Source organism: Actinomycetospora sp. NBRC 106378 (assembly GCF_030269685.1).
Taxonomy (GTDB): Bacteria; Actinomycetota; Actinomycetes; order Mycobacteriales; family Pseudonocardiaceae; genus Actinomycetospora.
Window position 1 is genome coordinate 36779 of the sequence record NZ_BSTT01000011.1, and the last position, 25375, is coordinate 62153.

Sequence of the window (25375 nt, forward strand, 5' to 3'; positions counted from 1 at the left end):
TCAGTGGGGTGTGTGGTGCACAGGAATCCTGTGCACCACACACCCCGGTCAGCGACCTAGGCCCGACGGAACCGATCGTCCTCCGCGCGAGTCCGAGCCCGTGTGGACATCAACGAGCCCTTCCGTATGGATCGTGCCCTCGCCGACGGCACCGTCAGCCGCGACATGGCCCGGTCGACCTACTTCCGCAAGCCGTTCCCCCGCGTCGCGCTCGGCCAGGACCGGCCGTTCACGATGGAGGTCCGCGCCCGGGCCGCCGGCTTGGTCCACGAACGCGCCGTCGTCGCGGGGGTCGCCGCCGCCGCGCTGCACCGCGCGCAGGTCGCACCGTTGGACCCGACCGTCGACCTCGTCGTGGACGTCGCCGGGGTCCGGGAGGCCGCCGGTCTCCGCCGACGCCGGCTGACCCTGACGCCCGACGAGATCACGAGGGTGGGCCGGACCCGGGTCACCACGCCCGCGCGGACGGCCTACGACCTCGCCCGCTGGTCGCCGCGGGGTGAGGCCGTCGTCGTCCTCGACGCGCTGTTCCGGGCCACCGGGCTCGACCTCGACGCGGTCCGTGCCGTGCTCGCCGCGCACCCGGACGACCGCGACCGGACCGCCGTCGAGCCCGCGCTTGCATGGGTCGACGCCCGGAGCCCGGGGCCCACGGCCAGCCGGTGCCGGGTCGCCCTGCTGGCCCGGGACTTCCCGGTCCCGCTCGTGGAGCAGGAGCTGTGCGGCGCGCGCGGGTCCGTCGCGACCCTCGCGCTCGCCTGGCCGGAGACCCGGACCGGACTCGCTCGCCACCGTGGCGCCGAGACGGCGGCCCGGGAGCTCGGCTGGGAGGTGCTGGAGCGGCCCGACCTCGGCCTCGACGGGATCGACCATCTGGCGGCCCGCCTGGAGCGGCTGACGGAGCGCTGGGACCCGCCGCGCATGCTGGCGCGCCCCAAGTCGTGGTGGCAGCTGCCGCTCCCACCGGATCCGGACGGGTGGTACGACGGCGGACGGAGCCGGCTCGTGCCCCGCCCGCGGTGATCCGTGCGGGACCCGCAGGCGAGGAGACGGTCCCGGTCAGTCGCTGGTGTCGACGTTCTGGTCGATGATCGTCTGCCGGTGCGGGGTGATCCAGAGGATGACGCGCTCGGACTTGATGGCCTCCGGCGGGTAGTCCTTGCCGAAGTACTTGTGGGCCACCTCGTCGACGTGCTTGCGGGCCTCGTCGCCGGTGGTGAACTCGGTGACCTCGCCGCGGACCTCGGCGTAGCGGTAGGGGTCCTTCTCGTCCCGGATGAGCACGGTGATCCGCGGGTCGCGCTGCAGGTTCTCGTAGCGCTTGCGGTGGGTCTCGGTGTTGAGGACGAGCCGGCCGTCCTTGAGCCCGACCCAGAGGATCTGGGACTGGATCAGACCGCTCGGCAGGATCGTGGAGACCGCGGCGAAGTTCGCGCCGCTGGCGAGCTCCTCGGTCATGGGGTGCAGGTCGGGACCGTTGCGGGTGTCAGCCATGCGCCCGGGTGCCCATCAGCCGGTCCGGTCACCCGAGCCGATCGAGCAACGGTGTGACGGTGGCCGCGAACCGCTCGGGCTCACCGAGCAGCGCGAGGTGGCGCGCGCCGGGGAGCTCGGTGACGGCGGTGGCGCGCACCCGGGCCGCCATCGCGGCGGCGTCGTCCCGGTCGAAGCTCGTGTCCAGCTCCGAGAACACGATCGCGACGGGCACCCGGAGGCGACGCTCCTCGTCGTCGGTCAGCCCGATGAGCGGCTGCCGCGCGATCGCGAGCAGCGCCGTGACCCCACCCGGCGTCAGGAAGGGGGCGCGCCAGCGGTCGATCGCGGCGTCGTCGACGGGGCAGCCGGGCCCGCACTGGCTCTCGACGAGGCTCCGGACCGGGCCGCGGTGGCGCACGATCGCCGTGACGACGGCCGGTCCGACCGGCGGCAGGGTCACCAGCGACCGCACCCCTCCTCCCCCGCCGGAGCCGGAGCGGTCGGCGCCGAAGTAGGGCGTGCCGTCGCCGTTCGCCGCGATCACGCCGGTCAGGGCGCCGGGGTCGCGCAGGGCGAGGGCCAGGGCGATCGCGACGCCCGAGGAGTGCCCCAGCACGACCGGACGCACGAGGTGCAGGGCTCCGACGACGCCCGCCAGCTGGTCGGTGTCGGCGGCGAGGTCGTAGGGCCCGACGTGCGCGGTGAAGCCGTAGCCGCGCACGTCGTAGGCGTAGACGTCGCGGTCGGCGGCGAGCCGCGGGCCGAGCCGGGAGAACACGTAGGTCGACTCCGCGAAGCCCGGCACGAGCACCAGCGGCGGTCGGCCCGACGGTCGTAGGGCGGGCCAGTGCTCGACGTGGGTCGGCACCCCCGCCGCGTCGATCATGGCTCCCGGGACGTCGACCGCCACCCGCACGGGCGCGAGGTCGTCCCACGCGAGGTAGAGCCCGGAGGCGACCAGCAGCACGACGACGAGGGTCGCCAGCGCGATCCCGACCCGTCGCAGCCACCGCACCGACCCACCCTGCCAGGAGCACGGGTCGTTAGGCTGTGCAAGTACCGGGTACCCGTCGATCATGCGGACCGAGGGCGACCGGTGGGACATCGTCTCGAGCGTGGGCTGGACCGCGCTCATGGTGGCGGCAGGGCGGGCCGTCGAACGGCACCGGCCGGACCCCCTGGTGGACGATCCGTGGGCCGAGCACTTCGTGGGGCGGGCCGACACCCCGCAGCCGCTGCCGACCCACCCCGACCAGCCGTGGCCGGACCCCGAGCGCGTCGACGGCGAGCGCACCGTCGTCGACGAGTTCTGGACGGTCATGTCGACCTACCAGGGGGTGCGGTCGCGGTTCTTCGACCGCGCCCTCCTCGACGCCGGTGTCGACCAGGTGGTCCTGCTCGCGGTCGGACTGGACGCCCGCGCGTACCGGCTGGACTGGCCGGCGGGCACGACCGTCTTCGAGATCGACCAGGAGCAGGTCCTCGACTTCAAGGACGAGGTCCTGACGACGGCGGGCGCCGCGCAGCGCTGCCGGCGGGTGGCGGTCGGCGTGGACCTGCGCGACGACTGGGTCGGTGCCCTGCGCGCCGCCGGGTTCGACGCGGACCGGCCCTCGGCCTTCCTCGCCGAGGGTCTCCTGCCGTTCCTCCCGGCCGCGGCCGAGTCCGAGCTGCTGCGCCTGGTCGGGACGCTGACCGCACCCGGGAGCACGCTCGTCGTCGAGAACTTCGCGGCCGCGTTCGCGCAGCTGCAGCACGACCCGGCGCTACCGCGGTTCGGCCGCCCGTTCGGCGTCGAGATGACGGGGCTGGTCGACCTGACCGAGCAGCGTCCGCACCCCGCCGAGGCCCTGCGTGGCGACGGGTGGCAGGTCGAGGTGACGGCCGGGCGGGACGTGGCGCAGCGGTGGGGGCGTCCGCTCGAGACGATGTCGACGGGGACGACGCTGGACAGCGAGTTCGTCGTCGCCCGCCGCTGATCAGCTCACCGTCGTCTGCTGATGGGCGACGAGACGGTCCACCGACTCGCGCACGGCACGCAGCTCGGTGACGACCGCGTCGAGCTGGGTCACGTTGGTGACCTTGAGCTCCGCGAGCACCCGCTCGAGCAGGGCGTTGGTGACGGTGAGCGCGTCCTTGACGGGTCCGATCCCGGCGATGTCTCCGAGCACGGTTCCTCCTCGGTCCGACGTTGCTTGTTGGTACCGACGGTACCTGATACTCCGGGTTCCGTCAGCCGTCGCCCTTCTCGGCCGCCCGCTTGCGGCGCTTGCCCTCGTGCATCGCGGCGACCCGGGCGACCGGGATGGTGTGGCCCTCGTCGATCAGATCCGACGGGATCGGGCGGGCGTCACCGAGCCGTTCGGTCCAGGTCGGGCCGTCGAGGAACCGCTCCGGCGTTCCGACCGTGATCTCCCGCGGCACCACGGTGTCGAGGTCGTCCCAGTCGACGGGACAGCTCACCGGGAGGCCGGGCCGCACGCGGGGGCTGTAGGTCGCGACGACGGTGGCCCCGCCGGCCCGCGTGGCGTCGAGGAAGACCTTGCCCCCGCGGTCGGCGCGGATGAACGCCGTCGTCGTGATGTCGGGCTCGAGCTGCTCGGCGCGTGCCGCGACCGCCCGGGTCGCCGCGTGCACGTCCTCCATGGCCGTGGGCCGGATCGGCGTGACGACGTGCAGACCCTTCGCCCCCGAGGTCTTCACCGCCGGCTCGAACCCGGCCTCCTGCAGCACCCGGCGCACGGCGCGGGCGGCCGTCACGACGGGCGCGAGGTCGGCGCCCTCCGGCGGGTCCAGGTCGATGACGAGGTGGGTCGGTGTGCCCGGCTCGTCGGCTGTGGTGAGCGGGACGTGGTACTCGATCGCGCGCTGGTTGGCGAACCACAGCAGCGTCGCCCGGTCCTCGGCGAGGGCGTAGTGGACGTCGCGCTGGGAGCTGTCGGACCAGAACGTGACCGAGCGGATCCAGTCCGGCGCGCCCTTGGGCAGGTTCTTCTGCATGAACCGCTGGTCGCCACGGGCGCGCACCACCGACAGCGGACGGTTCGCGAGGAGCGGCAGCATCCGGTCCGCGACCGCGTCGAGGTGGTCGACGAGCTGCCGCTTGGTGACCGTGTCGCCCGCCAGGAGCGCCTGGTCGAGATGGGTCAGCCCGACGCCGTCGCGCGTCTCGTCCGGTTCGCTCGCCATCGTGCTGACGGTGGACGGCTCCGCCGACCCGGTCAAGCCGGGTGACGGGTGGTCGGGGCGCTGTGTGCGGCACGCACACACTCCGGCCGGCGACCACGACACCTCGCACGACCCCGACGCGGCACGCACACCACCGGAACGGGGCCGCGGACCTGTCGCGGGACGAGGGGCGGTGATCCCGCTGCACTGCGCACGCGTCGCTGTGTGCGCCCCGCGCAGGGCGGACCGCAGATCTGCGCTCTTCCCGCCGCGCTGTATGCGCCACGCGCAGGGGTCACCGGGGCCCTGCCCCGCTCACACCGACGTGTGTGCGCCCCGAGCAGGAGCCAGGTCGATCCGGTACCGGGTCAGCGCCAGTGCCGCGTGCTCGGACGGGGCGGGTTCGTCGTCGCCCACCACGCAGGCGTCCAGCGCGCCGCGCAGCGTCGAGTCGTCGAGGTCGGTCCCGATCAGCACCAGACGGGCGCCGCGGGTGGTCAGTCGACCGGGCGCCGGGCGGACGCGGATCGCCGTGCCGACCGTCTGCACCTCCCAGACGTCCGGGGTCTCGGCGAAGCCCTCACCGCCGCCGTCGGGAAGCCGCACGATGCCCTTCATCCGCACCACGCCCGGAGGGCCGGACTCGAGGAACGCCGCGAGGCGCGCGGCGTCGAGCGGGCGCTCCGAGGTGAAGGACACGCTCGACGCGGCCACGTGCGGGTGCTCCCCGTCGGCCTCGCGGAGCAGCGCGTCGAGGGTGAGCTGCGCGGGCTGCGGGCGATGCACCGGGTCGACCAGCAGCGCCGGGTCCAGCGCGCCGTGCGAGGTCCCGATCACCGCCCCCGGCGCCACCGCGCGCACCTCCTCGACCGCCGCGGCGCCGCACCGGTCCAGCCCGTTCACGACGGCGAGGTCGGCCAGGCGGGCGTGCTCGAGGTCCGGCGCGCAGGCGTCGAGGACGGCGACGAGGCCGCCGTAGACCGCGTGCGGGTCGGGCGAGGCGAGCAGCAGGCGGACCAGCTCCCGGGGTTCGGCGAGTCCGCTCGCCTCGACGACGACGAGGTCGAGCCCGGTCGCGGGCGCGACGAGGTCGGCGAGCACGGCGGACAGCCCGTCGGCGTCGGTGACGCAGCACAGGCAGCCGTTCGACAGCGCCGTCACCGACGACGCCTGCCCCGCCACCAGCATCGCGTCGATCCCGAGGGCGCCGAAGTCGTTCACCACGACGCCGATCCGGGTCCCGTCGGCGTGCCGGAGCAGATGGTTGACCAGCGAGGACTTGCCGACCCCGAGGTGGCCTGCGACGAGGACCACGGGCACGGTGCGCACGGGTCGAGCATAGGGTCGGTGATCGTGCGTCCCCTGGAAGGCATCCGCGTCCTGGATCTGTCGAGGGTGCTGGCAGGCCCGTTCGCCACGCAGTGGCTCGGCGAGATGGGCGCCGACGTGATCAAGGTCGAGCCCCCGGCCGGCGACGACACGCGGGGCTGGGGCCCGCCCTTCCTCGGCGACGACGAGCACCGGCAGTCGCTGTACTACCTGTCGACGAACCGCAACAAGCGCGGCATCGTGCTCGACCTGTCCACCGACCAGGGCCAGGAGGCCGCGCGCCGCCTCGCCGACCGGGCCGACGTCCTCGTCGAGAACTTCCGTCCCGGGACGCTGGAGCGCTGGGGGCTGGACTTCGCGACGTTGAGCGCGCGGAACGAGGGGCTCATCCACCTCGCGGTCTCCGGTTTCGGCCAGACCGGGCCCTACCGCGACAAGCCCGGCTACGACGTGCTCGCCCAGGCGATGGGCGGACTGATGAGCCTGACGGGCGAGCCCGACGGGCCGCCGACGAAGGTCGGCCTGCCGATCGCCGACCTCAACGCGGGCACGTGGGCGATCGTCGGGGTCCTCATGGCCCTGCACGCCCGGCACACCACCGGGCGCGGCCAGTACCTCGACGTGTCCCTGCTCGACACCCAGACGGCCTGGCACACCTATGCGGCCCAGGCCGTCTTCCACGACCAGCGGCGCGCCCGTCGGCTCGGCGTCGCCCACCCCACGGTGGTGCCCTACCAGGCGATGGCGTGCGCCGACGGGCCGCTGGTGGTCGCGGTGGGCAGCGAGCGGCTGTGGCGGCGGTTCTGCGGTGTGCTCGGGCTCGACGCGCTGGTCGACGACCCGCGGTTCGCCACCAACGCCGACCGGGCGCAGCACCGCGAGGAGCTCATGGCGCTCGTCGAGGAGGTCATGACGACCGGGCCGGCCGAGCAGTGGGCCGGGGCGTTCGAGGCGGCGGGCGTCCCCAGCGGGCCGATCAACACCCTCGACGACCTGTACGCCACGCCGTGGTCGTACGAGCGCGGCCACCACGTGACGCTCGACCACCCCGGGGTCGGCACCTACGTCGGCACGGGCTTCCCGGTGCACGCGAGCGACACCCCGGCCGCGCCGTCCGGGCCGCCGCCGACGATGGGCCAGCACACCGCCGAGGTGCTGCGCGAGATCGGCTACACCGACGAGGAGATCGCCCGCTTCTGACCGGGGCGCGCGGCCCTCAGAGCCCCAGCAGCCGCCGGGCGTTGTCCTTGAGGATGCGCGGACGCACGTCGTCGGGGAGGTCCAGCGCCGCGAAGTCGCGCTGCCAGCGGTCCGGGGTGAGCACCGGGTAGTCCGACCCGAACAACACCTTGTCGGCCAGCCACCGCCCGGCGGCCCGGACCAGCTGGGGCGGGAAGTACGTCGGGGACCACCCGGAGAGGTCGATGAACACGTTGGCCTTGTGCGTCGCGACCGAGATGGCGGCGTCCTGCCAGGGCACGCTCGGGTGGGCCATGACGATCGTCAGCTCGGCGAAGTCGGCCGCGACGTCGTCGAGCAGCATCGGGTCGGAGTACCGCAGCTTGATCCCGCGCCCGCCGGGCAGGCCCGCTCCGATCCCGGTCTGGCCGGTGTGGAAGACGACCGGGACGCCGAGCTCGGTGATCGCCTCGTAGAGCGGGTAGTACCGGCGGTCGTGCGGCTCGAAGCCCTGCAGGCTGGGGTGGAACTTGAACCCGCGCACGCCGTGGTCGGCGACGAGCGAGCGGATGCGCCGCACCGAGGCCGCACCCCCGTGCGGGTCGACCGAGCCGAACGGGATGAGCACGTCGGCGTGCGCCGCGGCGCGGTCGGCGATCTCCTCGCTGGACAGCGCCGGGTGCCCGGTCGCGCTGGTGGCGTCGACGGTGAACACGACCGCCGCCGTGTTCCGCTCGCGGTAGTAGGCCGCGATGTCCTCGACGGTCGGGGTCCGGTTCTCCCCCGCCTTGAAGTAGCCGGCCGACGCGTCGAGCAGTTCCGGGTCCAGCGAGCAGTGGCCGTGCGCGTCGGCCTCGACGTGGACGTGCACGTCGATCGCGTCCAGCGCATCGAGGGTGGAGCTGTCCATGCCCCCACCCCACCACGTCGGCCGATCGGCGCGTCGGCCGAGCGACTACCGCGGAACGTGCCCCCGGGTCTCCTCCGGGGAGGTGCGCGGCGCGGGGACCGGCGCGCGCCCGGCCGCCTCCGCCCAGGCCATCATCGCCGCGCGGTAGAACTCCCACCGCAGCTCGTCGTCCGTGATCTCCGTCGGCATCGTGCCCACGACCCGCCCCCCTCGCGCTCCCCCTCGACCCCGTGATCGCGCAGCGTCGCACAGACTTGCGTCCTACCGGGCAGTCATCACCCGTTCGCCACATCGATCGACCACGGAGCGTCTATCGCCGGAGCGAGTGCACCCGTAGCGACCGGAGCCGGTTCACGGCCGCCGCGATCTCGTGGCGGCGCGGCAGCGCCAGGTCGGCCGGGTCCCGCGGGCCGTCGCGCAGCGCGTCGATCCCCTCGCGGGCGATCTGCGCGTCGACGAGGTCGAGCCCCTCGGCGAGGGTGACCGACCCGTCGAGCACGTGGTCGCCGAGCAGCGCCAGCGCGCGCCCGATCCCCGTGACCTGCGAGCGGTCGACCACCTGCTCGACCGCCGACAGGTCCACGTCGTCCTCGCCGAAGGTCAGCGTGTCGGTGCCGCGGGCGGTGATGCGCCGCTTGCCCTGGCGCCCGGACGGGTCGAGCGAGCCCGGGTCGACGACCCGCGCGGCGACCGCCGGGAACCCGGAGTGCTCCTGCGCGCGTCCCGGCGTCGAGGCGGCGATCTCGTGCGCCCGTGCCGTGACCTCGCTCGCGACGTACGACGACATCATGATCACCGTGTCGGCCACCCCGAGGTAGTCGCCCGACCCGCCCATCACCAGCACCGACGACACCCCGCGCTCGGCGTGCAGCGGACGGATGCGTTCCACGTACGGCACGAGCGGTTCGGTCGCGATGAGCTGCTGCATGCGGGCGTCGCGGATCATCATGTTCGTCGCGGACGTGTCCTCGTCGACGAGCAGGACGCCCGCGCCGGCCTCGATCGCCTCGACCATCGAGGCCGCCTGGCTGGTGGAGCCGGACGCGTTCGTCGTCGAGAAGTCGTCCGTCGGCTCCCCCGACGGCAGGTGCGAGACGAACGCGGACACGTCGCTGCGCACCACGCTGCGCCCGTCCTCCGCGCGCACCTTCACCGCGTCGGCCCGCGCGACGACCTGCTCGCGCCCGTCGCCGGGCCCGTGGTCGTGCACGCCCGCCTCGATCGCCCGCAGCAGCGTCGACTTGCCGTGGTAGCCGCCACCGACGATCAGCGTCACGCCCTCCGGGATCCCCATCCCGACGACGGGTCCCGCGTTCGGCGTCTCCAGCGTCACCCGGAGGCCCTCCGGCGCGGCGAAGGGCGTGGCCCGCCCGAGGGGCCGGTCGTCGACGCCGGACCGGCGGGGCAGGACCGCGCCGTCGGCCACGAACGCGACCAGGCCCCGGGCAGCCAGGGCGGCCCGGAGCGCGACCGCGTCCTCGACGGTGGCCGCGAACGCCCGGGCGGCACCACGCTCGTCGTCGGAGAGGGCCTCCCAGCGCAGCGTGGCGACGGCGGCCGGGAGCGTCTCCCCCAGCAGCGTCGCCGCCTCGCGCCCGAGGATGCGCCGCTTCGGGCCGGGCAGCGGCGCGCCCAGCTCGACCACGACCGTCCCGTCGTCGAGCACCCGCCCGGCCGTCCGGTCGAGCACCTCCTGGCCGCCCGCGTCGAGCTGCAGGGGCGTGCCGCGCAGCTGCCGGTGGAGACGACGGAGCAGGAAGGTGGCGTGGGCGCGGCGGCGGTCCGCCGTGGTGGTGAGCTCCTCCGGGGCGGCGCCGGGCAGCGTGACGCGGACCCGCGACGGCGGCGCGAACGGGTCGGCCTGGGCGCGGACGACCTCGACCGTGCCGTGCTCGAGCGGCCACTCGCCGACCACGGAGCGGTATCGGGCGTAGCTCTGCCCGTCGAGGTCGCGGAGGGTGGCGGCGAGATCACGTCGGGACACGGGCGCGGGAGTGCCCGGCGGGCGGCCCGGCCATACTGGGAGCGTGATCGTTCCCCTCGCCTGGGTCGTCGGCCTGGCGGGCCTCGCATGGGCCCTGTGGTGCGGGGTGGCCGCGGCGCTGGACCAGGCGCCGACGTACTACCACCGCCTCGCCCTGGTGGGCCTCGAGGTGCTCGCGCTGGTCCAGGCGGTCATCGCGGTCGTGCTGCTGGTCGTGGCGCCGGGCCGGTCGGGCGGGGCGGTGGCGGAGATCGTCGGGTACCTCATCGCCCTGCTCGTGGTGCTGCCGATCGGGGCGGCCCTCGCATACGGGGAGCGCAGCCGGTACGGCTCGGTGGTGCTGGCGATCGCGGGCGTGACGTTCGCGGTGCTGGTGCTGCGGACCACGCAGGTGTGGGAGGTGACGGGTGTCTGAGGTGACCGAGCGTCGTCTCAACAGCGGGCCGGGAAAGGTGCTGCTCGCGGTCTACGTGCTGTTCGCGATCTCGGCGGGCGCCCGGGCGCTCTACCAGATCGCGACCCAGTTCCCGGTCGCCCCGCTCGCCTACCTGCTCTCCGCGTTCTCGGCGGCGGTGTACATCCTCGCGGCGGTCGCGATCGGTCGCCGGAAGCGACGGTTGGCCCTGGTCGCGGTGTGGATCGAGCTGGTCGGCGTCATCGGGATCGGGCTCTTCACGCTGCTCGCGCCGCAGGACTTCGCGGACGACACCGTCTGGACCGACTTCGGCATCGGCTACGGCCTCTTCCCCCTGATCCTGCCGGTCCTGGGCCTGCTCTGGTTGTTCCGATCCACCGATCGGTCCTGATACCGTACTGGTGTGAGCACGCACACGCTGCCGCTGCCCGGGGTCGAGCTGGTCTTCGACGTGCTGGGCGCCGACCACGGCCGTCCCCTGGTGATGATCGGCCAGCCGATGACGGCGGACGGCTTCCACGCCCTGGCGTCGCACCTGCCCGACCGGCGGGTCGTGCTGTACGACCCCCGCGGTCTCGGCCGGTCGGTCCGCTCCGACGGCGACGACACCTCGGTGCCCGAGGTCCAGGCGGAAGACCTGCACGCGCTGGTGGCGTCGCTGGGCGCCGGTCCGGTCGACGTGTTCGCGTCGAGTGGCGGGGCGGTGACGGCCCTGGCGTGGGTGGCGGCCCACCCGGACGACGTCGCGACCCTCGTGGCCCACGAACCCCCGCTGATCGGCGTCCTGCCCGACGCCGAGGCCGCCGGACGCGGCTTCGACGGGTGGCGCCAGGTGTACGCCGAGCGCGGTTGGGGCGCGGGCATGGCGGCCTTCATCGCGTACACGTCGTGGTCCGGCGAGTACACCGAGGAGTACCTCGCGCAGCCCGCTCCCGACCCGGCTGCGTTCGGCATGCCCACCTCCGACGACGGCTCCCGGAACGACCCGCTGCTCAGCGACCGCGCGCTCGCGGTCGTCCGGTACCGGCCGGACCTCCAGGCGCTGACGGCCGCCCCCACGCGCGTGCTCCTCGCGGTCGGGGAGGAGACCGGCGACACCTTCACCGCTCGCACCACCCGCGCGTTGGCCGAACAGCTGGGCCAGGACGTGGTCGTCTTCCCCGGCGGGCACGGTGGATTCGCGGCCGAGGACGCGCCGTGGCCCGGCCAGGCCAGGGCGTTCGCCGTGCGGCTCCGCGAGGTCCTGGGCTCCTGACGGCGGGTCGGTGCGCGTCACGCACACACTCCGCCGGGCTGGACCACCGACTCCCGCGACGCGTCACGCACACACTTCGCCGGGCTGGACCGTCGACTCCCACCACCCCGACGCGTCACGCACACACTCCGCCCGGCCACCGCCGCGAGGTGCGCACCACGCAGGTCTGCAGCCGACCGAACCTGCCCCACGTACCACTCGCGCTCGCGCCGGCCACCGTCCCGCCCTCGGAGTAGGTGCGACGAGCAGGGGTTGCACGCCACGACCGTCCGACTCCCGGAGATGTGTGCGCCACGCGCTGGGAACGCCCGCACCTGTCGCCCTGCTCGCCGAACCGTGTGCGCGACGCGCAGGGGTGGCCGGCTCCGACGGGCCGACCCACCGAACTGTGTGCGCCACGCGCAGGGGTCCCCAGAACCGACCGCCCCTCCGGCCGAACTGTGTGCGCCACGCGCAGCGCATCAGCCGAGCCCGGTGCCCTCCACCCCGCGGCGCCAGTAGCCGTCGAGGTCGATCCACTCCGTGGGCAGCAGGTCACGCAGGCGCCGGCGGACGGGGCGCAGCGCCGACGCCTCGGCGCCCATCCACACGAGGCCGTCGCCCTCGGGGCGCGACCAGCCGTCGACCGCGTCCCCGAGCAGCGTCGTCGTCCCCGGCTCGGCGCCGTCCCGACGCAGCCACTGCACCGACATCCCCGCCGGTCCCGGCAACGTCTGCTCCTCGCCCGCGTCCGCGACCTCGATGAACACGGTGCCCACGGCGTCCGACGGCAGCGACCGCAGCCACCGCCCCAGGGCCGGCAGGGCGGTCTCGTCGCCGCCGAGCAGGTACCAGTCGCGGGGATCGTGCCGCAGCGACGAGCGCGGGCCGTACAGCCAGAGGGCCCCGCCCGGGTCCTCCACCCACGCGCCCGCGAGCCCGTGTCCGTGCCGCACGAAATCGATCTCGACGACCCCGTCGGCCACCGACCGCACCGTGTACTCCCGGTACGGCCGGGGCCGCCCCGGCAACGGGGCCACCAGCCCCCGCGGGCCGATCTCGGGGCGGGAAGCCTCGGCAGCACCCGACGTCGGGAAGAAGAGCTTGGCGTGGTCGGTGGGGCCGGAGACGGGGAGCCCGTCGACGTCCCCGGCGAACCGCACCCGGCGCATCCGCGGGGTGACCTCGGAGACGTCGACGACCTCGACCCGCACCGGTTCGACGTCGTCGTGGGCCTGCGCGGAGATCACGGGGGCATTGCGAACGACCATGTCGGGTCACCGTAATCGGTGACTGCCCGCGCCGACCGTCGCGGTCCTCCGGCACGATCCTCGCCCATGAGCGACGAGCGCACCGGGAGTCCGTTCCCGCCGATCGCCGACTACGGGTTCCTCTCCGACTGCGAGACCACCGCGCTGGTGGCGCCGAACGGCGCCGTCGAGTGGCTGTGCCTGCCGCGGATGGACTCGCCGAGCGTCTTCGGCGCGATCCTCGACCGCGACGCCGGGACGTTCCGGCTGCATCCCGACGGCGCCGACGTGCCGGCCGCGCGCCGCTACGTCCCCGGCACGATGGTGCTGGAGACGACGTGGTGCACGCGGTCGGGCTGGCTGCAGGTCCTCGACGTGCTGCTGATGGGGCCGTGGCACCACGAGACCGAGCGCTCCGGCTCGCACCGCCGCGCCCCCACCGACTACGACGCCGACCACGTCCTGCTCCGCGTCGCCCGCTGCCTCTCGGGGCAGGTGCAGCTGCGGATGGAGTGCGCGCCGGTCTTCGACTACGGCCGCGAACCCGCGCGGTGGAGCTATCCCGACGGCGGGTACCGCGCGGCCCGCGCGTCCGGCGGCGGCTCGGACCTGCTGCTGACCACGGACACGAACATCGGCTTCGAGGGCTCGCTCGCCACGTCGCGGACGCTGCTCAAGGAGGGCGAGTGGCGCTACGTCGCCCTCTCGTGGAGCGAGCACGCGCCGCCCGGGAACGTCGACGAGGCGCTCGAGCGGCTCACCTGGACCGAGCACCACTGGCGGCACTGGCTCGACCGCGGCGACTTCCCCGACCACCGGTGGCTCCCGTACCTGCAGCGGTCGGCCCTGACCCTGAAGGGCCTGACGTTCGCCCCGACCGGCGCCATCGCGGCCGCGGCGACGACGTCGCTGCCCGAGACGCCGGGCGGGGAGCGGAACTGGGACTACCGCTACTCCTGGATCCGCGACTCGGCCCTCGCGCTGTGGGCGCTGTACGCGCTGGGCTTCGACTGGGAGGCCAACGACTTCTTCTACTTCGTCGCGGAGGCGGCCGAGGCGGCGGCCGGGCACCTGCAGATCATGTACGGCGTCGACGGGCGGGCGACGCTCGACGAGGAGGTCCTCGGCCACCTCGACGGGTACGAGGGCGCCTACCCGGTGCGGATCGGCAACGGCGCCTACGACCAGGCGCAGCACGACGTCTGGGGTGCCGCGGTCGGCGCGATCTACCAGTACGTCCGGAGCCGGGACCGGCTCGACGACCGGCTGTGGTCGATCGTGGTCACACAGGTCGAGGCGGCGTTGGAGCACTGGCGCGGTCCCGACCGCGGCCCCTGGGAGGTCCGTGGCGAGCCGCAGCACTTCACCACGTCGAAGATCGCGTGCTGGCTCGCGGCCGATCGCGGGGCCCGGCTCGCGGCGCTGCGCGGCGACGAGAAGCGGGAGGACCGGTGGCGCCGGGCGGCCGAGGAGATCCGGGAGGACGTGCTCACGCACGCCGTCGACGACCGCGGTGTCCTCTGCCAGCACTACGCCACCACCGGGCTCGACGCGTCGCTGCTGCTGATGCCGATCGTCGGGTTCCTCTCCCCCGACGACCCGCGCTGCCGGGCGACCGTCCTCGCGATCGCCGACGAGCTGACCCAGGACGACCTGGTGCTGCGCTACCTCGTCGAGGACACCGACGACGGGCTCTCCGGCGAGGAGGGCACGTTCACGATCTGCTCGTTCGCCCTCGTCTCGGCGCTCGCCGTGATCGGCGAGGTCGACCGGGCGACCGCACTGTGCGAGAAGCTGCTCGGCGCCGCGTCCTCGCTGCACCTCTACGCCGAGGAGATCGACCCCCACTCCGGACGACACCTGGGCAACTTCCCGCAGGCCTTCACGCACCTCGGGCTCATCCAGGCCGTGATGAACATCGTGCGCGCGGAGAAGCGGGCGGCGCGGCGCTGACGACCGTCGGCAGGAAAGCGTCGTTGCTGTCACCTGGTGGCAGCAACGACGCTTTTCTGCCACCGGGCGCTCGACACCGGCGATCTTAAGACCTAGGTGTCTAGGTTCAGGCGATGCCGGACGACCGCCAGCAGTTCAACGTGACGCTCCCCCGCGACCTCGTGCGCGCGGTGAAGCACCACGCCGTCGACGTCCAGCTGTCCCTGTCGGATCTGGTCGCGGAGGCCCTGCGCGACCGCCTCCGCCGTCGGGAAGGGGTGGAGGTCCGGCCGATGGTGCACGTCGAGGACATGGCCGCGTCGGTGACGTTCTACGAGCAGCTCGGCGCCACCGTGGTGCACGGCAGCCGGGACGGGGACTGGGTGTTGCTGGAGCTCGGCGGCTCGCGCCTCGGGCTGCTCGCGCACCCGCCGAACCCGGAGCAGGACGAGGGCACCGTCGAGCTGAACTTCCAGACCGACGACCTCGACGGCCTCGCCGGGCGGCTCGGCGTCGACCCGACCGACGAGGCGTTCGGGCGCCAACTGCGGCTCACCACGCCCGACGGGCTGCTCGTGAAGGTCGACGAGCTGCGGCCCGAGCTCTACACCTGACGCCACACGGCCGGGTCGCTGCCGAGCTCGTGCGCCGGCGCCGCCCACGTCCCGCCGAACACCGGGGGTGGGACCTCCACGGTGCCGAGCGTCTGGCGCACGGGTTCGACCGGCGGCGCGTCGGTGACCAGCTCCGGGTGCGCCCACAACCACTCCGCCGTGCGGGCCAGCGACAACGACCGGATCGACCCGCCCCGCGTCGACCGCTCCGCGAGCCCGAGCAGCGCGGACGCCGCGGCGAGGTAGCCGGTCGCGTGGTCGAGCGCCTGCGCGGGCAGGGCGCCCGGCCGCTCGCCGGTCCCGCAGGCGACGGCGATCCCGGACGCGGCCTGGACGATCGAGTCGAACCCGCGCCGACCCGCCCACGGCCCGGTCCAGCCCCACGCGTCGAGCGTCACGACGACGAGCTCCGGCCGCCGCGCGAGCAGGTCCGCCGGCGCGAGCCCGAACCGTGCGAGCGCTCCGGGCCGGTATCCGGTCACGACGACGTCGGCGGTGTCGGCCAGTTCGCGGAGCCTCGGGTCCGCCGCGTCGAGGACCGTCGTCCGCTTCCCGAGCCCGGTGTCGACGTGCTGCGCCGGCAGTTCGGGCATCGACGGCGGGTCGACGCGCAGCACGTCGGCGCCGGTCAGCGCCAGCGTCCGGGTCGCCACGGGCCCCGCGATCACCCGGGTCAGGTCCAGCACGCGCGGATCGACGACGTCAGGTCCCGGTCTCTCCGCGCGCTGCACGGCCACCAGCGGCTCGGCCGCCACGGCCCGGCCCTGGTCGGTCGCCGCCCAGGTCGGACGGTCCCGGACGGCCACCGCGATCCCGCCGTTCCCGACGACGAGCTCCTCCACCTCGTGGGCCGGCCGCGCGGCGATGGCCGCGGCGAGCCCGTCGTCGGGAACGCCCAGCGCGGCGAGGAGCCGGGCGCGGTGGTGGGGGTAGTTCGCGTGGGTGCGGACCCAGCCGTCCGCGGCGGGCCAGAAGCCGGAGAGCGGGGCGAAGCCGCCCGGCGTCGTGGCGTCGACACGCAGCAGCTGGTCGGCGCGGAACGAGCTGCCGACGCGCGCCGGGTCGATCTCCGGTGCGCGGTGTCCGGCGGCACCGGCTGCAGCGGCGACGGCCCCGAGGGCGAGCGCCTCGACCGGCAGCGGGCAGGCGAGGCCGGTGGACGGGCCGGTCCAGCGCGGCTCCGGGGCGGGGAGGTCGGTGTCGAGGTGACGCCAGAGGTCGTGCTGGGCCGCATCCCACATGAGGGCGACGATGTGGCTTTCCTGCCACTGGATGCAAGCAACGACGTCCTGACACGGAGCCGTCAGGCCTGCTCCAGCCACGGGCGCAGGTACTCCCGGACCTCCGGGTCGGGCGTGTCGATCAGGTCGAGCATGCGGCGGACCCGCTCGGCGGCGTCGCGGGTGAGGCGGAAGTCCTCGTCGCGCGACAGCGGGTCCTCGGGGCCGAACCGACGGGCCGTCGCGACGATGTGCGGCACCTGCTCGCGGAGGTCGTCGGCGTCGTCGTCGGCGAGTGCGGGGTCGTACCCCGCCACGTCCAGCAGGGACCCGACGTCGGAGAGCTGCGCGGCGAGCCACCCCCACGGGTCGGCGGTCAGGGCGTCGGACCAGACCCGGTCGGAGGGCTCGACCCCGTCGAACGTCGGGTGGTGGTGTGCCGCCGAGAAGGAGCCGGGCGGGCGGTCGAGCCGGTCGAACAGGTCCGCGCGCCACACCGCGTCGTCGACCACCATCGGTTGCGCGGCCGACTCGGTGCCCCGGTGCGGCTGCGGCACCAGCAGCCGCAACTCCACGCGGGTCCCGTGCTCCATCGTCGCGTCGGGCCCGATCTCGAACCACCGCCGCACGATCACGGCCAGGCGGGTGAAGGTGAACGCGATCTGCACGCCGACGACGATGTGGCCTTCCTGCCACTGGATGCAAGCAACGACGCTTTCCTGCCACGGGGGCGGGGGCTCAGGGCGTCTTCAGGGCCGGGCGGTCCGGATGATCGGCCAGGATCACGAACGGCACCAGGTCCTGCGGCGCGACCTCCTCGTCGTAGCGCGCGTAGGCGGCGAGCGTCCACGCCTCGTCGTCGGGGGTCCGCCTCGCGAGGGCCGCCGACGACATCGCCACGTGCACCTCGAGCTCGGCCGGCAGCCCGCGCCCGAGCAGCAGCGGCCCGTCGACGATCACCACGCCGCCGGCCCCGAGCGGCACCCGCTCGGCGCGGATGGCCCGGTCGGTCGCCACGTCCCACAACCGCGGCAGGAGCGGCTTCCCGACGGCGGCCGGCGCCAGCACCTCGCGCACGAGGGCCCCGGCGTCGAGCCAGTCGTCGTAGAAGGCGTCCGGATCGGTGCGGCCGCGTTCGAGCCGCACCGACGCCGGGCGCAGGAAGTCCCACGCCGACACCCGCAGGACCGGCCGCGACAAGCGCTGCAGCCGGTCGACGAGCCCGTCGGCCCACCGGTCCGGCCGCGCCGCGGCCGCCCCGTCGAGCAGCACCCGCACCGACCCGTCGTCGGGCCTGCGTGCGTGCACGGCCTCGGCGAGCCGGTCGAGCAGGGCGTCCGGGGTGAGGGGAGCGATCGACATCGCGCCCAGGATCCCACCCCGCGGGCGTGGCGACCTGCTGACGCCGGGTGTCAGCGGTGGCACACGGCGGACGCCCGGGCTCAGGCCTTCGCCCCCTCCCCCTCGGCCACGGGCATCGCCGCGTCCTCCTCGGAGTGCTCGTCGAACTCGTCCGGCGGGCGCGGGTGCATCGTGGCGAGCGCGATGAGCGACACCACGGCGCAGGCGATGATGTACATCGAGATCCAGAACGTCCCGCCGGTCGAGGCCAGCACGGCGGTCGCGATCAGCGGCGCCGGGCCGCCCGCGGTGATCGACGCGAGCTGGTAGCCCAGGCCGGCGCCGGTGTAGCGGACGCCGGTGCCGAACGACTCGGAGATCAGCGCCGCCTGCGGGCCGTACATCATGTCGTGGAAGACCAGGCCCAGGATCATCCCCAGGATCACCAGTCCCCCGACGCGCGTGTCCAGCAGCGCGAAGTAGGGGAAGGCGTAGAGCCCGGTGAGCACCACGCCCGCGCCGTAGACCAGCCGCCGGCCGAGCACGTCGGAGAGCCAGCCGAAGAACGGCACGGAGACGATGCCGATCAGGGCCGCGACGATGAGGTAGAGCAGCAGGTCCGCCCGCGCCAGCTTCAGCTGCTGCGTGCCGTAGACCAGCACGAACGAGGTGAACAGGTAGAACGGCGCCTGCTCGGCGGTGCGCACGAACAGCGCCTTCAGCACGTCGCGCCACTGGTACCTGAACGTGTCCACCAGCGGCAGCTTCGCCACCTGCCCGCTCGAGCGGACCGCGGCGAACGCGGGCGACTCCAGGACCGTCAGCCGGACGAACAACCCGATCGCGATCAGGACGATCGAGGCGAGGAACGGCCAGCGCCACCCGCCGTCGAGGAAGTCCGGGCCGGCGAAGGCCCACACCACGAAGGTGCCGAGGGCGAGCCCGATCGGCACGCCCGCCTGCGGCCAGGCCGCCATCAGGCCGCGCTGGCGCCGGTGGCCCCACTCCATCGCCATGAGCACGGAGCCGCCCCACTCACCGCCGACGCCGATGCCCTGCAGCACTCGCAGGAGCGTGAGCAGGACGGGCGCCCACACACCGATGGTGTCGTAGGTGGGCAGCAGGCCGATGAGCACCGTCGCCCCGCCCATGATCAGCAGGGTCGCGACGAGCGAGTACTTGCGACCGATGCGGTCGCCGTAGTGCCCGAAGATCGCCGCCCCGAGGGGCCGGGCGGCGAACCCGACGAACTGCGTGGAGAACGCGAGCAGGACGCCGCCGGAGGACGAGTTGTTGAAGAACAACGGTCCGAAGACGAGGGCCGCGGCGGTGTTGTAGAGGAAGAAGTCGTACCACTCGATGGTGGTGCCGACGGTGCTCGCGACGACGGCTCGGCGCTTGAGCCGTCGGCGGGCGACGGGATCGTTCAGCGAAGCTGCTGCTGCATCGGCCATGCCGCAGCATGGTGCGCGTCACACCCATACGAAGCAACGGAAACTTCACACAGCGGAAGAATCAGATGACGGAGAAGCGATCCGTCAGCTTCTGACCGTCCGCCCGGCTGATCACGCACGAGACCAGACGGCCGCCGGAGGAGCCCGAGGCCGTGCCGTTCGGCTCGTCGAACACCGACTGCGCCGGCACCACCGCCGCCACCCGCAGCGCCGACTTCTCCACCCCGCCCGACGACGGCGCCACCTGCCCCGACGCCACGACCATCGCGCAGAACGCCCGCCCGTACTCCGCGAACGCCGCGGCACCCGGGTAGGTGACCTCGCGACTGGAGTTCAGCGGCGTCCCGGTGCCGACGACCTCGACGTCGTGGGCGTCCCCGCACGGCGCGTTGGAGGCGTCGGTGTAGCCCTCGCCGTCGCCCAGCCGCCCCACCGCGCACTGCCCGTCGAAGAGCGTGAACGCCGCCAGATCGCCGCCCGGGCCGAACGTGTAGACGTCGGGCTGCGAGGAGAACGGCCGCCAGCCGCCCACCAGGGCCCCGGCGGCGAACACCACGAGGACCAGCACCACCGCCGCCGCCCCGGTGAGGAGGCGGCGGTCGCGGAGGGCGGCGGGGAGCTCCAGCGGTCTCAGCTCTCCTGGTCCACGTGCAGCGCCTGCTGCTCGGCGCCCTCGGTCGGCCACTCGTTCTCCACCGCGGCGACCTCGCCGATGCGGTCGTCGGCCGGCAGCCCGGTCCCCTCGGCGGCGTCGGCGGCGGAGGAGAGCCCGACCTGGACCTCGCCGTCGAGCTGCGCCTCGACGGCGCCGTCGGGGTCGAGAGGGTCGGCGACCGGGGCGCCGGAGGTGCCGACGTCGCCCACGCCGTCGACGGCGTTCTCCGGGTCGTCCACCGACTCGTCGAGGTCCATCGCCGGGGTCGCCGCGATCGGGCGGCCCGGGGGCTCCTCGATGCCCTCGGTGACGTCGGGCTCCTCCTGCGGGAGGCGGTAGGCGATGGAGTCGCGCTCCGGGTCGTTGTCGTCCCCACCGAGCTTGACGTCGCGGCTGTAGTCCTCCGCGGTGTCCATCCCGTCCTCGAGCGGGTCGGTCCCGATGCGGTCCTCGTCGAGCACGACCGACGGCTCGTCGTCGAGGGGGCTCGTGTCGTTGTCGACGACGGCCTCGTACTGCTCGCTCACGGTGCTCGCTCCCGATCTCGTCGTGTGCATGGTGCACGGTCGGAAGTGCGTTCCCCGCATCAGGGTGGCTCACGCCCTGTGAGCACTTTTCCGTGCTCCGGCACGGAGAAGTGCTCACCTGCGGAGCACCTCAGATCTTCCGCTCCTGCCCGCCCCACTCCTTGGCGCGCAGCTCGAACTTCTGGATCTTGCCGGTCGAGGTCTTGGGCAGTTCCTCGATCACCTCGACCTCGCGCGGCGCCTTGTAGCGGGCGATCTGCGTCTTGACGTGCTCGACGACGTCGTCCGGCTCGACCGTCTGCCCGCTCCGCAGGGTGATGAAGGCCTTCGGGCGCTCGCCCCACCGCTCGTCCGGCACGCCGACGACCGCGGCCTCGAGCACGGCGGGGTGGGAGAGCACGGCCTGCTCGACCTCGACGGTCGAGATGTTCTCGCCGCCGGAGATGATCACGTCCTTCGCGCGGTCGCGGAGTTCGACGTAGCCGTCGGGGTGCATCACGCCGAGGTCGCCCGAGTGGTACCAGCCGCCCGCGAACGCCTTCGCCGTCGCCTCGTCGTCGCGGTAGTAGCCGCTCATGACGTTGTTGCCGCGCATGACGATCTCGCCCATCGTCGCGCCGTCGGCCGAGACGTCGACGAGCTGCACCGACGCCCAGTCGGTGACGTCCTCGTCGAGCACCTCCACGACGCGCACCGGGTCGGCCTGCACCATCGCGACGCCCTGGCGGGCCTGCAGCCGGGCGCGTTCGGTCGGGTCCAGGGTGGCCCAGTCGTCCTGCCACTGGCACACCGTGTACGGGCCGTAGACCTCGGTGAGCCCGTAGACGTGCACCACCCGGAACCCGAGGCGCTCCATCTCGAGGATCGTCGTCGGGCTGGGCGGCGCACCCGCGGTCGTCACGACGAGCTGGTAGTCGAGCTTGCGCGCCTCGGCCGCGTTCATGATCGTCGTGACGACCGTCGGAGCGCCGTTGAGGTGGGTGACCCGGTGCTCGCCGATGAGGCCCCAGATCACGTCGCCGCGGACCTCGCGCAGGCAGACGTGGGTGCCGCCGATCGCGGTGATCGCCCAGGGGGTGCACCAGCCGTTGCAGTGGAACATGGGCAGCGTCCAGAGGTAGACGCTCGCCGGGTCGTGGTAGCTGTGCACGATCTCGCCGAACGAGTTCAGGTACGCCCCGCGGTGGTGGTACTGCACGCCCTTGGGCCTGCCGGTGGTGCCCGAGGTGTAGTTGATCGTGATCGTCGAGCGCTCGTCGACGACGTCCCACGACAGGTCGTCGCCCTCGTCGCCGCGCGCGAGCAGGTCGGCGTATCCGTCGGGCCCACCCCCCGGACCCTCGGGATCGGTGTGCACGACGATCTCGCGGACCGTCTCCAGCGACTCCCGGATCGGGTCCACCGCGGCGAGCAGCTCCGAGTCGACGATCAGCATCGTCGCGCCCGAGTGGTCGAGGATGTAGCGGACCTCCTCGGCCGAGAGCCGCGTGTTCACCGCGACGAGGATCGCGCCCGCCAGCGGCACCCCGAAGTGCGCGTGCAGCATCGCGGGCACGTTCGGCAGCAGGCAGGCCACCCGGTCGCCGGGCTGCACCCCCGAGGCCCGCAGGGCACGGGCCAGTCGCTGCGCGTCGCGCGCGAACTCCGCGTAGGTCCAGCGCGACGCCCCGTGGACGATCGCCGTCTTGTCCGGGTAGACCCCCGCCGAGCGGCGCAGGAACGACAGCGGCGTCAGTTCGGTGATCCAGGTCTCGGCAGCCACGGACCGCATCATGCCCGCGTCCAGCGCCCCAGCACCATCAGTGTCTTCGTGCCCGTGATCGTTCCTGCGCGGCGTAACCGGTCGATCACCCGCTGCAGGTCGGCGAGGTCGCGGGCACGCACCTGGACCAGCGCGTCGGGGTCGCCGGCGATCGTGTAGACCGCCTGCACCTCGGGCACCGTCGACGCGGTCGACACGATGTCGCCGACGGGCGTGCTCCCCGCGTAGCGCACCTCGGTGAACGCCTCCACGCCCCAGCCCAGCCGGGTCGCGTCGACCTGCACGGTGAACCCGGTGATCACGCCGGTCTCGCGCAGCCGGTCGACCCGGCGTTTCACGGCGGCCACGGACAGCCCGAGGCGCGGCGCCATGTCCGAGAACGTCCGGCGCCCGTCCTCGCGCAGCAGCGCCAGGAGGCGGTGATCGGTGTCGTCGACGTCAGCGACCCGGGGTTCGTCCACGCAACGAATCTTCGCCGCACGAGGCGGAGCGCGTCGACCTTTGCACGCCACGGGCCTTCCGCTTGTCTCTCGTGCGCGGGGTCGGTGAGATGTCCGGCATGACCGTGCGCGTCTCCGAGCCCACGACGGCCTCCACCCCCGCGCTGGAGGCCCTCGCCGACGTGGAGCGCCGCGTGCTCTGGCTCGCGACCGCGATCGTCGACCACGCCAACCGCGTGCGCCCGAACCCGGGCGGGCTCAAGGTCGGCGGCCACCAGGCGTCGTCCGCGTCGATCGTCTCGATCATGACGTCGCTGTGGTTCGGCGCCCTGCGCGCCGAGGACCGCGTCTCGGTCAAGCCGCACGCCTCGCCCGTCCTGCACGCGATCAACCACCTGCTGGGGCGCCTCGACGAGCGCTTCCTGACGACGCTGCGGGAGCAGGGCGGGCTGCAGTCCTACCCGTCGCGCTCGAAGGACCCCGAACCCGTCGACTACTCCACCGGCTCCGTCGGCATCGGCGCGACGGCCCCGATCTGGGGCGCGATCGCCCGGCGCTACGCCGAGGGGGTCGGCGGACGGGCGGGCACCGGCCGGCAGTTCTCGCTGGTCGGCGACGCGGAGCTCGACGAGGGCGCCGTCTGGGAGGCCGTCCTCGATCCCATGGTCCGCGAGCTCGGCGAGATCACCTGGATCGTCGACTTCAACCGCCAGTCGCTCGACCGCGTCGTCCCCGACATCTCAGCCACCCGCCTGCAGGGCCTGTTCGAGGCGGCCGGCTGGCAGGTCCTCACGGTCAAGTACGGACGGGTCCTGACGGAGCTGTTCGCGCGCGAGGGCGGGGACGCGCTGCGCCGGCGCATCGACACGATGACCAACCCGGAGTACCAGCGCCTCCTGCGCTGCACCCCCGCCCAGCTGCGGGAACGGCTCCCCCAGGGCCTTCCTGACGACGGGGACCGGCTCGCCGCGCTGCTGGCCACGATCGACGACGACGGCGTCCACGCCGCCATCCGCAACCTCGGCGGCCACGACCTCGGCGCCCTGCTCGACGCCTACGCCCGCATCGACGACACCCGCCCCACCGTGATCTTCGCCTACACCGTGAAGGGCTACGGGCTCGCGACCCAGGGCCACCCGCAGAACCACTCCTCGCTGCTGTCCGAGCCGCAGATGCGCGAGCTCGCCGCCCGGGTCGGCGCCGACCTCGACGAGCCGTGGGCGCCGCTGCCCCGCGGCAGCGCGGCCGCCGAGCTCTGCGGCGCGGTCGCCGCCCGGCTCGAGCGACCTGCCGTCGGCACCCCTCCCGCGGTGCGGGTCCCCACCGACCTGGGACGCCCGCCGTCGGGAACGGGCAACACGCAGCAGGCCCTCGGCCGGGCCCTGCTCGACCTGACGCGCTCCGCTCCGGACGCCGCGCGGCGGGTGGTCACGTGCTCGCCGGACGTGGCGTCGTCGACCAACCTGGGCGGCTGGCTGAACAAGGTCGGGTCGTGGGCGGCCTCGGAGCGGCGCGACTGGTTCGACGACGACGCCGAGACGATCCTGCACTGGCGCGAGCGGCCCACCGGTCAGCACATCGAGCTGGGGATCGCCGAGACGAACCTCGTGGGGCTCCTCGGCGAGCTCGGCGCGACGTGGTCGCGCTACGGCGAGCCGCTGCTGCCGATCGGGGTGCTCTACGACCCGTTCGTCTCGCGGGCGCTGGAGCCGTGGTCGTTCGGGATGTACGCGGGCGGGCAGTCGATCCTGGTCGGGACGCCGAGCGGGGTCTCGCTGGCCCCGGAGGGCGGCGCCCACCAGTCGATCACCACGCCGTCGATCGGGCTGGAGCAGCCGGGCTGCGTGGCGTTCGAGCCGGCGTTCGCGATCGAGGTGACGTGGTGCCTGCTCGACGGGCTGTCCCGCCTCGGGCGCCCCGACGGGTCGTCGTCGTACCTGCGGCTCTCGACGGCGCCGGTCGACCAGTCGCTCGCGGCGGTGCCGGAGGACCCGGCCGCGCGCGAGGAGCGGCGGCGGCAGGTCGTCGCGGGCGGGTACGTGCTGCGGCGTTCCCCGGAGGCGCCGCGGGTGACGATCGCGGCGATGGGACCGACCGTGCCGAACGCGCTGGCGGCCGCCGACCGGCTGGGGACCCTCGGGGTCCCCGCCGACGTCGTGGTCGTGACCAGCGCGGACCGGCTGTTCCGGGCGGTGCGGGCGCGGCGCTCCGACACCGGCGACCCGAGCTGGATCCTCGACGCCTGCTTCCCGGTCGACCGGGCGGCACCGCTGATCACGGTGCTCGACGGACACCCGCACACCCTCGCGTTCCTCGCGGGCGTGCACGGGGTGCGCGCCGAGCACCTGGGCGTCAGCGGCTTCGGGCAGTCCTCCGACCTCGCCTCGGCGCACGCCCTGCACGACATCGACGCGGACGCGATCGTCCGGTGCGCTTCGCGCCTCTGAGCCCGACGCCGACCCGATGGTGGCGCCCTGCTCGCATC

26 protein-coding genes are annotated in these 25375 nt (G+C 73.9%); 9 read left to right on the forward strand and 17 right to left on the reverse strand.

All coding sequences use genetic code 11. The annotated features are described in order from the left end of the window. Positions 1-126: 126 nt before the first annotated feature. On the forward strand, positions 127-1023 hold the full coding sequence (locus QSK00_RS21850; RefSeq protein ID WP_285594057.1) for a hypothetical protein: 897 nt from the start codon (positions 127-129) through the stop codon (positions 1021-1023). A gap of 36 nt (positions 1024-1059) precedes the next feature. Here the strand turns inward: QSK00_RS21850 and QSK00_RS21855 are convergent, their stop codons facing one another. Both QSK00_RS21855 and QSK00_RS21860 read right to left on the reverse strand, forming a co-directional pair. Next, complete coding sequence (locus QSK00_RS21855; RefSeq protein WP_285594061.1) at positions 1060-1494, reverse strand: PPOX class F420-dependent oxidoreductase; 435 nt, start codon at positions 1492-1494, stop codon at positions 1060-1062. Positions 1495-1522: 28 nt separating this feature from the next. After that, positions 1523-2491, reverse strand: a complete 969-nt coding sequence (locus QSK00_RS21860; protein WP_285594063.1) for an alpha/beta fold hydrolase — start codon at positions 2489-2491, stop codon at positions 1523-1525. A gap of 61 nt (positions 2492-2552) precedes the next feature. Here QSK00_RS21860 and QSK00_RS21865 point away from each other — a divergent pair, with 61 nt between their 5' ends. Continuing rightward, positions 2553-3455, forward strand: coding sequence for an SAM-dependent methyltransferase (locus QSK00_RS21865; protein WP_285594064.1), 903 nt, complete (start codon positions 2553-2555; stop codon positions 3453-3455). Here QSK00_RS21865 and QSK00_RS21870 read toward each other — a convergent pair whose 3' ends face one another. From QSK00_RS21870 to QSK00_RS21880, 3 genes are all read right to left on the reverse strand, one after another. Continuing rightward, entirely contained in the window at positions 3456-3647 is a 192-nt protein-coding gene (locus tag QSK00_RS21870) for a hypothetical protein (protein WP_285594065.1), read from the reverse strand. 61 nt (positions 3648-3708) lie between these two features. Then, positions 3709-4665: a DNA polymerase domain-containing protein gene (locus QSK00_RS21875; RefSeq protein WP_285594067.1), complete on the reverse strand. Its 957-nt coding sequence runs from the start codon at positions 4663-4665 to the stop codon at positions 3709-3711. 294 nt (positions 4666-4959) lie between these two features. Next, positions 4960-5973: a CobW family GTP-binding protein gene (locus tag QSK00_RS21880; RefSeq protein ID WP_285594070.1), complete on the reverse strand. Its 1014-nt coding sequence runs from the start codon at positions 5971-5973 to the stop codon at positions 4960-4962. 18 nt (positions 5974-5991) lie between these two features. Here QSK00_RS21880 and QSK00_RS21885 point away from each other — a divergent pair, with 18 nt between their 5' ends. Continuing rightward, complete coding sequence (locus tag QSK00_RS21885) at positions 5992-7173, forward strand: CaiB/BaiF CoA transferase family protein (RefSeq protein WP_285594072.1); 1182 nt, start codon at positions 5992-5994, stop codon at positions 7171-7173. Positions 7174-7189: 16 nt separating this feature from the next. Here the strand turns inward: QSK00_RS21885 and QSK00_RS21890 are convergent, their stop codons facing one another. From QSK00_RS21890 to QSK00_RS21900, 3 genes are all read right to left on the reverse strand, one after another. Then, positions 7190-8062: an amidohydrolase family protein gene (locus QSK00_RS21890; protein WP_285594074.1), complete on the reverse strand. Its 873-nt coding sequence runs from the start codon at positions 8060-8062 to the stop codon at positions 7190-7192. A 45-nt stretch (positions 8063-8107) separates the two neighbouring features. After that, complete coding sequence (locus QSK00_RS21895) at positions 8108-8251, reverse strand: hypothetical protein (protein WP_285594076.1); 144 nt, start codon at positions 8249-8251, stop codon at positions 8108-8110. Positions 8252-8372: 121 nt separating this feature from the next. Next, a complete protein-coding gene (locus tag QSK00_RS21900; RefSeq protein ID WP_285594078.1) occupies positions 8373-10046 on the reverse strand; it encodes an ABC-ATPase domain-containing protein in 1674 nt (557 codons plus the stop codon). Between the two features lie 43 nt (positions 10047-10089). Between QSK00_RS21900 and QSK00_RS21905 the strand changes: the two genes are divergently transcribed. The 3 genes from QSK00_RS21905 to QSK00_RS21915 are packed head-to-tail and all read left to right on the forward strand — an operon-like array spanning position 10090 to position 11716. After that, a complete protein-coding gene (locus tag QSK00_RS21905) occupies positions 10090-10461 on the forward strand; it encodes a hypothetical protein (protein WP_285594080.1) in 372 nt (123 codons plus the stop codon). 1 nt (position 10462) lies between these two features. Continuing rightward, entirely contained in the window at positions 10463-10852 is a 390-nt protein-coding gene (locus tag QSK00_RS21910) for a hypothetical protein (protein ID WP_285594082.1), read from the forward strand. Positions 10853-10864: 12 nt separating this feature from the next. After that, positions 10865-11716: an alpha/beta fold hydrolase gene (locus QSK00_RS21915; protein WP_285594084.1), complete on the forward strand. Its 852-nt coding sequence runs from the start codon at positions 10865-10867 to the stop codon at positions 11714-11716. A gap of 461 nt (positions 11717-12177) precedes the next feature. Here QSK00_RS21915 and QSK00_RS21920 read toward each other — a convergent pair whose 3' ends face one another. Next, complete coding sequence (locus tag QSK00_RS21920) at positions 12178-12966, reverse strand: siderophore-interacting protein (protein WP_285594086.1); 789 nt, start codon at positions 12964-12966, stop codon at positions 12178-12180. A gap of 66 nt (positions 12967-13032) precedes the next feature. Here QSK00_RS21920 and QSK00_RS21925 point away from each other — a divergent pair, with 66 nt between their 5' ends. Together QSK00_RS21925 and QSK00_RS30435 are read left to right on the forward strand one after the other, a co-directional pair. Further along, on the forward strand, positions 13033-14898 hold the full coding sequence (locus QSK00_RS21925; protein ID WP_285594088.1) for a glycoside hydrolase family 15 protein: 1866 nt from the start codon (positions 13033-13035) through the stop codon (positions 14896-14898). A gap of 113 nt (positions 14899-15011) precedes the next feature. Next, the gene (locus QSK00_RS30435; protein WP_352231162.1) at positions 15012-15491 is read left to right on the forward strand and encodes a hypothetical protein; all 480 of its coding nucleotides are present in this window, start codon (positions 15012-15014) and stop codon (positions 15489-15491) included. Here QSK00_RS30435 and QSK00_RS21935 read toward each other — a convergent pair. The 8 genes from QSK00_RS21935 to QSK00_RS21970 all read right to left on the reverse strand — a co-directional run bounded on the left by QSK00_RS21935 (position 15482) and on the right by QSK00_RS21970 (position 22911). Continuing rightward, positions 15482-16732 (reverse strand): CoA transferase, encoded by a 1251-nt coding sequence (locus tag QSK00_RS21935; protein WP_285594090.1) that lies wholly within the window; start codon positions 16730-16732, stop codon positions 15482-15484. The two genes, QSK00_RS30435 and QSK00_RS21935, sit on opposite strands and share 10 nt — an antisense overlap. A gap of 62 nt (positions 16733-16794) precedes the next feature. Then, positions 16795-17379, reverse strand: a complete 585-nt coding sequence (locus QSK00_RS21940; protein WP_285594092.1) for a hypothetical protein — start codon at positions 17377-17379, stop codon at positions 16795-16797. Between the two features lie 70 nt (positions 17380-17449). After that, positions 17450-18073, reverse strand: a complete 624-nt coding sequence (locus QSK00_RS21945) for a nucleoside/nucleotide kinase family protein (RefSeq protein WP_285594093.1) — start codon at positions 18071-18073, stop codon at positions 17450-17452. Between the two features lie 80 nt (positions 18074-18153). Further along, entirely contained in the window at positions 18154-19506 is a 1353-nt protein-coding gene (locus QSK00_RS21950) for an MFS transporter (RefSeq protein ID WP_285594094.1), read from the reverse strand. Positions 19507-19567: 61 nt separating this feature from the next. Then, the gene (locus QSK00_RS21955; protein ID WP_285594096.1) at positions 19568-20077 is read right to left on the reverse strand and encodes a hypothetical protein; all 510 of its coding nucleotides are present in this window, start codon (positions 20075-20077) and stop codon (positions 19568-19570) included. A 59-nt stretch (positions 20078-20136) separates the two neighbouring features. Then, a complete protein-coding gene (locus QSK00_RS21960) occupies positions 20137-20688 on the reverse strand; it encodes a hypothetical protein (protein ID WP_285594097.1) in 552 nt (183 codons plus the stop codon). A gap of 130 nt (positions 20689-20818) precedes the next feature. Further along, positions 20819-22450, reverse strand: coding sequence for an acyl--CoA ligase family protein (locus tag QSK00_RS21965; protein ID WP_285594098.1), 1632 nt, complete (start codon positions 22448-22450; stop codon positions 20819-20821). Positions 22451-22458: 8 nt separating this feature from the next. Next, positions 22459-22911 carry an Lrp/AsnC family transcriptional regulator gene (locus QSK00_RS21970; protein WP_018335091.1) on the reverse strand — a complete coding sequence of 151 codons (453 nt, stop codon included), beginning with the start codon at positions 22909-22911 and terminating at the stop codon, positions 22459-22461. A gap of 98 nt (positions 22912-23009) precedes the next feature. Here QSK00_RS21970 and QSK00_RS21975 point away from each other — a divergent pair, with 98 nt between their 5' ends. Continuing rightward, positions 23010-25337 (forward strand): thiamine pyrophosphate-binding protein, encoded by a 2328-nt coding sequence (locus QSK00_RS21975; protein ID WP_285594100.1) that lies wholly within the window; start codon positions 23010-23012, stop codon positions 25335-25337. Positions 25338-25375 lie beyond the last annotated feature (38 nt).